An 11,440-nucleotide genomic window follows, 5' to 3' on the forward strand; every position below is an offset into this window, starting at 1 on the left:
GTGTTGTGGAGACCCCCCGCGCGACCCGGCCTCGGGCACTCGCCTCCGTGTGGCTGGGTCGTCAGGGGACCAGTCCTGAGACGACGGCGTACGCGACCCGTTCCGCCTCGTCGACGTGCACGATCTGCTGCACCGCGAACGGCCCTCGGGTGAGCTGTTCGACCAGTTCCCCGTCCTCGTAGCGGTACAGGTGCCCCCAGCCGTCGCGCTGGGAGTACCACAGCGTCTCGCGGCCGCCGGCGAGCACGTGCACGATCGGCTTCTGGGTGATCTCCTGCGCGGCCTCCACCCGCGTGTCGCCGTGCTCCTCGACCAGGGTGCGCACCTCGCCGGTCGCCGGGTCGAGTGCGTGCAGCCGCAGCGTCCGGAGGTCACGGGGCTGATCCAGGTAGTAGACGGCCGTGCTGTCCTTGGCCCACCACGCCTTCTTCAGCGTGACAGGTGACATGTAGGGCAGCAGGAACGGGTCGGTCTTGGCGGGTGTCACGGTCCGGGACGCGACGTCGAAGACGATCCACTCGCCGCAGGTCATCGGCTCGCCGGGGACCGGGTAGTGGTAGCTGCGCAGGCGCGGCCGGCCGCCATCCGGCGGGACGGCTTCGACCAGGTGCATCAGGGCGACATCGCTCTGGTCGGTGCGGTGGGTGAGGATGCGCGCCGAGTCCGGCGACCACAGCAGCGCCGGCGGCATGTCCGCAAGACCGAGCTTGCCGAGCAGGTGGGTGGGGACCGCCGCGTCGGGGTGGGCCGCGTAGCTGCGATCCGCGGTGCCGTCGGCGGTGAGCGCGAACTCCTCGCCCGTCTCGGCCGAACGCACCCACAGGTCGTGGTCGCGGCGGAACGCCGCCCACTTCTTGTCCGGCGAGGCGACTTCCAGCGGTGAGGGTTCGGCGTGCTTCTCGTCCCGCGCGCACCGGTAGTCGGCCAGCCGGCAGGTCCAGCGCGCGCCGAACGCGTCGAACGCGACCGTCCCGTCCGCGAACTCGACCGCCCGGAACGGCAGTGCGTACGGCTGGACCGGCTGGCCGGCGGCGGACGCCAGCGCGGCGGCGAGTCGTTCGGGGTCGAACGCCGGCCCCCGGGTCCCGGCGGCGGGGTCGACCAGCACGAACTCGCCGCCCCGCTCGGTCTCGACCCGGTACCAGAACCTCTCGCCGCCGCCGATCCAGACGGGCTTCGCCTTGGCCCGCAGGGCGAGCCGGGATCGGTTGTGCAGCAGCATCCGCTCAGCTCGGTCGTAGGCGATGGCGGGGAGTGCGTTCATGGACATCCGGCCTCCTGGAATCAGTCTCGATCCAGGAACAGTACAGCGTACGGTACGCTGATGGAACTGCGGTCCCGAACGAATCAGGAACCCCAATGTCATCGCCCAGGCACAAGACAGCGCCCGCTCGCGCACCCCGCGGCACCCTCAGCCCCGAGGCCATCGTCCACGCGGCGATCGAACTGATCGACCGCGACGGACTGGACGCGGTGACCATCCGTCGGCTCGCCGACCACCTCGGCGTCCGCCCGATGTCGCTCTACACGCACTTCCGCGACAAGGACGCGATCCTCCTCGCCGTCACCGCGGAGCTGCTGAGCCGATTCCAGTGGCCCGACCCCGACCTCGACGACGTCGCATGGCTCCGGCAGGTGATGCACGCCTACTTCGAGCTGTTCATCACGCACCCGGCCCTCCTGCAGATCAACACCCCCTCCGACGGAGTCGGCGAGGTCGAGGCCCGCATGTCCGAACAGATCTACGCCCGCCTGGCCCGACTGCAGGTCGACCACCGGACGGCGATCGGCCTGCTGGCCACGCTGATCCGCTTCGTCCTCGGCTGCGCCACGCTCTACCCCGTCCGCCGGGTCTGGGACGAGGACCCGCAGCACTGGGAACGGGTCCGCCAACAGTGGGCCCGCCTCCCGGCCGAGGTGTACCCGGCGATGCACGCCACCACCGTCGACTTCCCGACCTTCACCCAGCGGGACGTCTTCGAGTTCGGCCTCGACGCCATCCTCGCCTCGCTCCCACGATCGCCCTGACGCCCTGACGCCGGCGGCGCTCATGAGCTGCTCTTCCGTGATTGGGAGACACACCGGTCACCGGGCGCTGCCCCGTAATCCCGAAAACACCACACTCACAAGCTCGTTGACATCTCGCATGAGCCGTCAGCGACGCCCGTCACGCTTCGGTACCACTGATGATGGGACAGGGCCTCTTCAGGGCCGGGCCGTTTCACCGCCGGTCTGGTTGGTGGGTCAGCTGGCGGGGGTGCCGACGATGTTGGTGAGGTCGACCGCGGCCCACTGACCGTTCGGCTGGAGGGCGGTGAGGTTGATGTGGCCGCCGTTGAGGGAGCTGCGGGAGTAGACGGCGAGGGTGCCGTCGGAGTCGGTGGTGGCGCTGACAGCGCCGTCGGTGGCAGGTGTGCCGACCAGGTTGGTGAGGTCGTTGGTGGCCCACTGACCGGAGGTGTTCTTGTAGGTGATCTGCAGATGGCCGTTGGCAGCATTGGCACTGACCACACCGACGGTGCCGTTCTTCTGAACGAACGCACTGGGCGCACCACCCGCCGAGATCGGCGTGCCGACGATGTTGGTCAGATCGGCGGCAGCCCAACTTCCGTTCGACTGCAGGGCGGTGATATTCAGATGACCGCCGTCGGTCGAACCACGGGAGTAGATGGCAAGCGTGCCGTCAGGGTCAGTGGTGGCACTGACAGCGCCGTCCGTCACCGGGGTGCCGACCTGGTTGGTGAGGTCGTTGGTGGCCCACTGACCGGAGGTGTTCTTGTAGGTGATCTGCAGATGGCCGTTGGCAGCATTGGCGCTGACCACACCGACAGTGCCGTTCTTCTGGGTGAAGGTCGAGGGTGCGCCACCGGCGGAGATCGGCGTGCCGACGACGTTGGTCAGGTCGACGGTCGCCCAACTGCCGTTCGACTGCAGGGCAGTGAGACTCAGATGACCGCCATCCGTCGAACCACGGGAATAGATGGCAAGCGTGCCGTCAGGGTCCGTCGTGGCACGAACCGCACCCCCGGTGACCGGGGTGCCGACCTGGTTGGTGAGATCGCTGGTGGCCCACTGACCGGAGGTGTTCTTGTAAGTGATCTGCAGATGGCCGTTGGCAGCATTGGCACTGACCACACCGACGGTTCCGTTCTTCTGAACGAACGCGCTGGGCGCTCCACCCGCAGAGACCGGCGTGCCGACGACGTTGGTCAGATCGGCCGTAGCCCAGTTGCCGGCCGCAGACTTGGCAGTCACCTGAACATGGCCCGCGGCGGTACGGGTGAAGGTGTAAGCCGTACCATCAGCACCACTCACCGAACCACCGTCACCCAATGCCGGCACCCACGCCGAACCCGGCGGAGTGGTGGTCGACGGGTACGGGTTGGCGTGGTCGGAGCCCAGGCCCGCCTTCGGACCGCAGCTCGGCCAGGCGCCCTCGCCCTGCCCGGCAAGGACCTTCTCGCCAATCAGGATCTGCTGCTCCTTGGTGGCCTGGTTCGGGTACTGGGCGTACTGGCCGCCGCCGTAGGCGAGCCAGGTGCTCTTCGTGAACTGCAAGCCGCCGTAGTAGCCGTTGCCGGTGTTGATCGACCAGTTGCCGCCGCTCTCGCAGGCGGCGACCTTGTCCCAGGTCGACACGGAGGCGGCCGAGGCCTGCCCGGTCGTGAGGGCGGAGGTTCCCCAGGCGAGGAGGCTGGAGGCGAGCAGGGCGAGGGCGGACGTGCGGCGGGTGCGGGTGGTCACGGTCAACTCCGTTGGCATTGGGGCGGCGCGGTGGCGGGATGGGCGTCGGCCGGGGAAAACCCCCGGCCGACGTCAGGACCGATGGTCAGCCGTCGGTCTGGTTGGGGGGTCAGCTGGTGGGGGTGCCGACGATGTTGGTGAGGTCGACGGTGGCCCAGCTGCCGTTCGACTGCAGGGCGGTGAGGTTGATGTGGCCGCCGTTGAGGGAGCTGCGGGAGTAGATGGCGAGCGTGCCGTCGGGGTCGGTGGTGGCGCTGACAGCGCCGTCGGTGGCGGGTGTGCCGACCAGGTTGGTGAGGTCGTTGGTGGCCCACTGGCCGGAGGTGTTCTTGTAGGTGATCTGCAGATGGCCGTTGGCGGCATTGGCACTGACCACACCGACGGTGCCGTTCTTCTGAACGAACGCGCTGGGCGCTCCGCCCGCCGAGATCGGCGTGCCGACGACGTTGGTGAGATCGACGGTCGCCCAACTGCCGTTCGACTGCAGGGCGGTGAGACTCAGATGACCGCCGTCGGCCGAACCCCGGGAATAGATGGCGAGCGTGCCGTCAGGGTCGGTGGTGGCGCTGACAGCGCCGTCCGTCGCCGGGGTGCCGACCTGGTTGGTGAGGTCGTTGGTGGCCCACTGGCCGGAGGTGTTCTTGTAGGTGATCTGCAGGTGACCGTTGGCGGCATTGGCGCTGACCACACCGACGGTGCCGTTCTTCTGGGTGAAGGTCGAGGGTGCGCCACCGGCGGAGATCGGCGTGCCAACGATGTTGGTCAGGTCGACGGTCGCCCAACTGCCGTTCGACTGCAGGGCGGTGAGACTCAGATGACCGCCGTCGGTCGAACCGCGGGAGTAGATGGCGAGAGTGCCGTCAGGGTCCGTCGTGGCACGAACCGCACCCCCGGTGACCGGGGTGCCGACCTGGTTGGTGAGATCGCTGGTGGCCCACTGACCGGAGGTGTTCTTGTAAGTGATCTGCAGATGGCCGTTGGCAGCATTGGCACTGACCACACCGACGGTGCCGTTCTTCTGAACGAACGCACTGGGCGCACCACCCGCCGAAATCGGAGTGCCCACGACATTCGTGAGGTCAACGCTCGCCCACTTGTCGGTCGGATACCTGGCAGTCCCCTGAAGATGACCGTCAACGCTACGGGTGAACGTGTAAGCCGTACCATCAGCACCACTCACCGAACCACCGTCACCCAACGCCGGCACCCACGCCGAACCCGGCGCCGGGTCGTTGACGACGTTCTTGTAGCGCAGCGCCTTGTAGTCGCCGTTCGGGTGCGAGTCGAGGGACGCGGCGTTGATCGAGATACCGGTCCGGTGCTTCACCGGTGTGCTGCCGAAGGAGTAGTACGAGAAGGTGGTGTGGGCGGCGTCGTCCCACTTCTCGAAGAGGATGACGTGGTCGTAGTACGAGTTCAGGATGTCGCCCGGCATCAGGTCGCTGCGGCTGATCTGGTAGGTGAAGCTGTCCGCGAGGCCCTGCGTGTTGGCGCTGGTGCCGAGGTGCCAGGCCATCGAGACGTAGCCCGAGCAGTCCGTGCGGTAGCCGCGGCCGGAGGAGTCCGGGTACGAGCCGCCCTGGTCGTAGTTGATGTTCTTGCCGTACCAGAACTGGGCGCGGGCGAGGATCTCCGAGCGGGTGATCTGGCCGCCGACCGAGGAGGTCGTCGCCGCGTACGAACTCCCGGCGGTGACGGCCGTGACGACCACGGCACCGGAGGCGGCGATGGCGGCGGCGAGCGTGATGCGCAGCAGCTTGGACGTCTTCGAAGGCATGACGGTGCTCCAGCGGGGAGAGAGGGGTGGGATCGGCCGTGCATGGTGCTCGGCACACACACACCGGGCCGTGACGGCTGCCCTCCAGGAGCAGCGGTCGGTGACACCTGGTCCGGTGTGCTGCCCCGGGCAGGTGCTCCCTGGCGGCGGTCACCAGTCTCACCACAGGTCAGGAGCCTCGAAAGGGCCTTCGGCTGGCCTGAATCGGCCCAGGCCCGTTCCGGCCAGCCCGGACGTTCCGGCGCTCTCCCTCGCCGGACTCGACCCCGCCGGCGGCCTCACCTCGACAGCGCCGGCGGCGCCGCTGGCGCCAACGCCCAGAACGCCTCCGGAGCCCGCGGGGCGACGGCTACGTCCTGATCACCTGGCGACCAGTTCTGCACCAACGGCTCTGTCCCGCCATCGCTGGTGGCGAGGCGGGACAGGTACCGGTGGCAGTCATACGCCCCTGCCCCGGCCTTGCCCCTGCGGCTACGGGGGGTTGCCGAGGTTGCCGGGGAAGGACGTCGGGACCGTGGCTCAGCCGAGCGTCAACGACTTGGCGTGGGTCCGCCAGGCCTCGTCCACCGAGACGGTCTCACCCTTGTAGCTGGGGCTCTCGTAGCCGGTGGCCTGGAATCCGGTGAACAGGTTGAACCAGCAGTTGGCGTACGGGCGCACCGAGTAGACGTGGTCCTGGAGCGGGGCGGGGATGTCGAAGGAGTAGTCGGCGGCGTTCCCGTTGTAGCACGCGTGCGGGCCGGTGAAGGTCACCGATTGGCCCCCGAAGAAGAAGTCCTGGTAGATCGTCCCCAGGACCACCAGGTCGGAGAGGCCGGCCGGGCTGTTCAGCTCCTTCGCGAACGCGCTGTCGCGGGCGGCCTCGGCGGCGGTCGACGGAGCGTCGGCGACCCGCCCGCCGGTGGCATGGCTGATGGCCTCCCGGTAGGTGCCGAAGCACTGCGTCTGGCCGCCCTGCGCGTTCACCACGCAGTGTCGGGTCGAGTCTCCGGCCGTCGTGGGTTGAGCGACGGCCGTGGCCGCGCCGGACAGGGACAGTGCGATCGCCGTCGCCGCGAGGACGGCTCCGATGCGCTTGAGGGAGCGTGCCATGGTTGATCAACTCCTGGGTCGAATACCGGCGCCTTTCGGCCGGTGCACGGCAACCCTCTCAATCGGCTGCACGATTCTGGCATGATCTGATCACTGCTTTATCGTGACGCGCGCTGCCGCGTGCCGGCACGTGACAGCTCAGGTGACACACCCGGGCGCGGAGTGACGCTTCGTCAACACCGGTGCCTCCCAAGGGAGGTGCCTCGGCATCGCCGGTGGGGGGACATGGAGTTCAGGATCCTGGGGTCCCTGGAGGTGTGGGCCGGGGCCGCTCCCGTACGGTTGGGCGGGCGCCGTCAGCGGAGTCTGCTGGCGATGCTCGTGGCGCACTCGAACCGGACCGTCCCGGTCGCCCGACTGGTCGACACGGTCTGGGACCAGGACCCTCCGGCCACGGCGGACCGCCAGATCCGCAACATGGTCGGCCTGCTGCGCCGCATGCTCGGCACGGGGGCGGCCTCCCCCATCGTGACCGACGGCGCGGGCTACCGGCTGGTGGCGGACGACGCCCGGGTGGACCACCGCCTGTTCGCCTCCCGGGTCGCGGCGGCAGCGGACCTGGACGCGGCGCAGGCCGTCCCCCGGTTGCGCGAAGCCCTGGAGCTGTGGCGCGGCCCCGCGCTGGACGGGTTGCCCAGCCTGGTCTTCGCCGCTCTCGCGGCCGGCCTGGAGGAGCAGCGGATGGCCGTGCTGGAGCGGCTCTACGAACTGGAGCTGGAGGCGGGGCGGCACCGCGAGGTCGCCGCGGAACTGACCGGCCTGGTCGCCGATTTCCCGCTCCGTGACCGCCTGGTGCGGCAGCTGCTGACTGCCCTGCACCGCTCGGGCCGACACGGCGACGGGCTGGAGGCCTACCGGCGCCACGCCTCCCGACTCTCCGAGGACCTCGGGCTGGACCCGACACCTGAGGCCCAGGCCCTCCAACGGGCCCTCCTCCTCCCCTGTCCGGCACCGACACCCTCACCGGCACCGACCACCCATCCGGCACCGACCGCCCGTCCGGACCGGACCGCCCCGACCACCGGCGTCGCCCCTGCGGCGCCCCCGGCGGACCCGAGACCCGAGCAACTCCCTTCCGGCCTCTCCGTGTTCGTCGGCCGCGCCCCCGAACTGCTCGTACTGGACCGGGTGCTGGCCACCGGGGAGCCCGGCGCCCGCCAGGCGGCGGCACCGTGCGCCGTGATCACGGGTGCCGCCGGGGTCGGGAAGTCCGTGCTGGCGCTGCACTGGGCCCACCTCACGCGGGAGCGGTTCCCCGACGGACGGCTGTTCGCGGACCTGCGGGGCTGGTCCGCCGCCGGCCCCCGCTCCCCGCACGGGGTGCTGGCGGCGTTCCTGCGCGCGCTGGGCGTGACGGCCGAGTCCATACCGGCTCAGTTGGACGAGGCGTCCGCGCTCTACCGGTCGCTGCTGGCGGAGCGGCGGATGCTCGTCGTCCTCGACGACGCCGCCGGCCCGGAGCACGTCAGGCCACTGCTACCGGGCGGCAGCGGCTGCGCCGTCGTGATCACCAGCCGGGACCGTCTCACCGGACTCGTCGCCCGCGAGGGCGCCCACCGGGTCGCGCTCGACGGCTTCACCCCCGCCGAGGGGCAGGCGCTGCTCGCCCGCATCCTGGGCGCCGACACCGCCGACACCGCCGAGGCGCAGCGGCAGGCCGGCGCCCGGCTGCTCGACGCCTGCGGGCACCTCCCGCTGGCGCTCGGCATCGCCGCGGCCCAGCTACGCGATCGGCCGCAGCGTGATCTCGTCGCCTTCGCCGACGAGTTGGCCTCCTCCACCGACCGCCTGGGCGCTCTGGAGGCCGACGGTGACGACCGCTCCTCCCTGCGATCGGCCTTCGGCCTCTCCTACCAGGCGCTCGACCCCGCCGCCCGCCGCCTGTTCCGCCGGCTCGGCCTGTTCCCGGGGGTGGACATCAGCGCCCCCGTCGCCGCGACCCTGTCCGCGTACGCCGTCGACGAGTGCGACCGGCTCCTCGGCCGCCTGACCACCGCCCACCTGCTCGCCGAGCCCTCACGGGGCCGCTACCGCTTCCACGACCTGCTGAAGCTCTTCGCGGCCGAGCTGGGCGCCCGCGAGGAGAGCCCGGAGGAACAGCGGGAACTACATGAGCGCTGGCACGCGTGGTGCCTGCACCACGCGCACGCCGCTGCCCGGGTGCTGACCCCCGGGCGGCGGAGGGTCCCCCTGGGCTCGCCGCCCGAGGGTCTGCGGGTGGCCGACCTCACCGGCCCCGAACAGGCCACCCGGTGGTGCGACGACCAGCGGGCGAACCTGCTCGCCACCGTCCGCCACGCTCACGAACGCGGGGACGACGAAACGGCCTGGAAACTGCCCGCGCTGCTGTGGAGCTACCTCCACCGCGCTTCGCCGCAGACCGAAGGGGTGGCCCTGGGCCGGACGGCCGTGGCCGCCGCCCGCCGCCTGGGCGACCTGAGCGCCCAGGCACACGGCCTCAACGACCTGGGCCACGTCTGGGGCGCCCTGGGCGAACTCACCCTGTCCCGGCGGACATTCCAGCGGGCCAGGGGCCTCGCCCACAACGCCGGCGACCGGTGCGCCGAAGGCCGGGCCCTGGCCAACCTCGGCGCTTACCACTACTTCACGGGCCACTACGCCGACGCCGGGGAGTACTACGAGCAGGCCCTCGACCTGCTGACGGCCGACGGCCCGGAGACCGATGACTGGACGGCCGACCTCTGCCGTACCAGCCTGGCCCCGACCTACCTGCTCCTGGGCCGCTACCAGGAAGCATCGGACCACGCGAGCCGCGTGCTCGCCCGGCCCAGGGCCCAGCGGAACGGGCCGATGGACTGCTCTCTGCTCAACACCCTGGCCGCGGCGCAGCACGCCCTCGGGCGGCCGGAGGAGGCGGTCGGGCACTACGAACGGTCCCTCGCCGTGAGCAGCCGCCTGACAGGCTATCCCGCCCAGCGGGCCCACGCCTTGGCAGGACTGGCCGCCGCCCACCGGGCACTGGGGCGCGAACAGCGCTCCCGTCAGGCCTGGGACGCCGCGTACGAGATCTACGCGGAGCTGCCGGCGCACCAGCTGACCTCGAACCTGCCGATCCTGGCCGCACTGGGTTTCACTCCGCCCGCCACGACCGACCGGCGACCCTGAGGCGTGTCACGTGCCGGAACGACGTCGGATCCAGGCCGTGGCCAGCACTCCCAGAACCACCAGCAAACCGCCGACCGCGATGCCGACGTGCTCCGCGCTCAGCAGACGGCTGTGCCTGCCCTCGGCCGCGGCGGAGCGCGGAGGAGGGGGGATGGTGGCCCCGGAGCTGGGGGTTTCCGACGCAGACTGGCCGTCCTGAGGACGGTCCGTCGCCTGGGGCGACGGGGAGCCGGACGGGTCGCTCCCGTCGGCAGCTCCACCCCCGTACAGAAGAGCGCCGTCACCGCGGTCGCCGTCACCACGCTCACCGCCGTCGTGCTTGTCGATGCAGTGGGTGGCCGGGAAGGAGAAGACCCGTTCGTGGCGGTCGAACGCCTTCACCACGAAGAGCGGGTGCTCCCTGAAGAAGTCACGGATCTGCCACTCGTACTGGTTGCTGGTCTGGGTGGGATAGTTCACGTCCAAATACGTTGAAGGAGCGAAGTTGTCCCATGGTGCTGCCGGCGACGAGGGCGGGGATGACGTGGACCCCTGGAGAACGAGAGCCTCCGGCCCGTGCCGGCCGTTCTTCAGGATGATTCGGAAGCTCTGGTCGATGAGGATGACACGGCGGGCACTGTGGCAGTCACGCGGGGGATTGTGGTCGTGGTGTCCTCCCTCCCCCACGCCGTCCCCGTCCTGGATCCACAGGGAGCCGAACGCATGCCGCGCGGACGCCTGCGCTGCGACGTCCGCCGACGGGGACGCGAGGGCGATGACCGCGCCCGCCAGCGACGCTGCGACCCGGGGACGACGATTCATCCAACGACCTCCATGGGTGGCGAACGCGCTGGACCGCCTGCTGGGCGACGCATCCGAATCTCAGAAGAAGTTAAGAGGAGTCGACTCGTCACATCGTGAACATCCCGGAGGAGCCTCTTTTTGTCACTCAGCCGCAGCAGTCGGTTGACGACCTGGTCAAGCGCTGGGTCGGGCGGGCTCACGGAGTGCGGGCGGGGTGGGGTGGCAGGGGGAGGCGGAGGAGGAAGCGGGCGCCGGTGGGGGAATCGGCGAGGGTGAGGGTGCCGTGGTGGCGGGTTGCCAGGTCGCGGGCGATGGCGAGGCCGAGTCCGGCGCCGCCGGTGTCGCGGGTGCGGGCCTCGTCGAGGCGGGTGAAGGGGGCGAAGACGCGTTCACGGTCGGGGGCGGGGATGCCGGGGCCGTCGTCCAGGACTTCGAGGACGGCCCAGTGGCCGTCGGGGCCGGGGTCCTCGGTGAGGGTGACGGTGACGCGGTCGGCGGCGTGGCGCAGCGCGTTCTCCAGCAGGTTGCGGAGCAGGCGGTGGAGTTGGGCGGCGTTGCCGGGGACTTCCAGCGGGCGGTCGGCGTGGACGGTGATCCGGCTGGTGCCGTGCGGGAGTTCGGCGGCGACGTCGCGGGCGAGGTCGGTGAGTTCGACCCGGGTGTGGTGGGCCGGTGCGGCGACGGGCGGGCGGGCGAGCAGGAGCAGGTCGTCGGCGAGGTGCTGGAGGCGGACGGTGTCGGCGCGGGCGGCGCGGACGACGGTGGGCCAGTCGGTGCGGTCGGGGTGGGTGAGGGCGACCTCCAGGGAGGTGCGCAGTCCGGCGAGGGGACTGCGCCGGTGGGGGGGGGCGGGCGCGACGGAGCGGCGGGGGGGGGTGTCCGGGGGGTCGAGCTGGTCGTGGGTCTGGTGGGTGGTGG

General features: G+C 70.7%; 8 protein-coding genes. 2 read left to right on the forward strand and 6 right to left on the reverse strand.

Translation table 11 applies throughout. The features are described from left to right. Positions 1-61 precede the first annotated feature (61 nt). Entirely contained in the window at positions 62-1,270 is a 1,209-nt protein-coding gene (locus tag ACFV6I_RS07205) for a DPP IV N-terminal domain-containing protein (RefSeq protein WP_380423827.1), read from the reverse strand. Positions 1,271-1,359: 89 nt separating this feature from the next. On the opposite strand from ACFV6I_RS07205, the gene ACFV6I_RS07210 reads away from it, so the two are divergent. Next, complete coding sequence (locus ACFV6I_RS07210; protein ID WP_380423828.1) at positions 1,360-2,028, forward strand: TetR/AcrR family transcriptional regulator; 669 nt, start codon at positions 1,360-1,362, stop codon at positions 2,026-2,028. 216 nt (positions 2,029-2,244) lie between these two features. Here ACFV6I_RS07210 and ACFV6I_RS07215 read toward each other — a convergent pair whose 3' ends face one another. The 3 genes from ACFV6I_RS07215 to ACFV6I_RS07225 all read right to left on the reverse strand — a co-directional run bounded on the left by ACFV6I_RS07215 (position 2,245) and on the right by ACFV6I_RS07225 (position 6,613). Beyond that, positions 2,245-3,744, reverse strand: coding sequence for a transglycosylase family protein (locus ACFV6I_RS07215; RefSeq protein ID WP_380423829.1), 1,500 nt, complete (start codon positions 3,742-3,744; stop codon positions 2,245-2,247). Between the two features lie 109 nt (positions 3,745-3,853). Further along, positions 3,854-5,521 (reverse strand): hypothetical protein, encoded by a 1,668-nt coding sequence (locus tag ACFV6I_RS07220; protein WP_380423830.1) that lies wholly within the window; start codon positions 5,519-5,521, stop codon positions 3,854-3,856. Positions 5,522-6,040: 519 nt separating this feature from the next. Beyond that, complete coding sequence (locus tag ACFV6I_RS07225) at positions 6,041-6,613, reverse strand: hypothetical protein (RefSeq protein WP_380423831.1); 573 nt, start codon at positions 6,611-6,613, stop codon at positions 6,041-6,043. A 225-nt stretch (positions 6,614-6,838) separates the two neighbouring features. Here ACFV6I_RS07225 and ACFV6I_RS07230 point away from each other — a divergent pair, with 225 nt between their 5' ends. Continuing rightward, positions 6,839-9,739 (forward strand): BTAD domain-containing putative transcriptional regulator, encoded by a 2,901-nt coding sequence (locus tag ACFV6I_RS07230; RefSeq protein WP_380423832.1) that lies wholly within the window; start codon positions 6,839-6,841, stop codon positions 9,737-9,739. 6 nt (positions 9,740-9,745) lie between these two features. On the opposite strand, the gene ACFV6I_RS07235 is transcribed toward ACFV6I_RS07230, so the two are convergent. Further along, a complete protein-coding gene (locus ACFV6I_RS07235; protein ID WP_380423833.1) occupies positions 9,746-10,198 on the reverse strand; it encodes a hypothetical protein in 453 nt (150 codons plus the stop codon). Positions 10,199-10,718: 520 nt separating this feature from the next. Then, on the reverse strand, positions 10,719-11,440 hold a 722-nt coding region (locus ACFV6I_RS07240), incomplete at its 5' end, for a sensor histidine kinase (RefSeq protein WP_380423834.1).

This window comes from Kitasatospora sp. NPDC059803, assembly GCF_042732255.1.
Taxonomy (GTDB): domain Bacteria; phylum Actinomycetota; class Actinomycetes; order Streptomycetales; family Streptomycetaceae; genus Kitasatospora.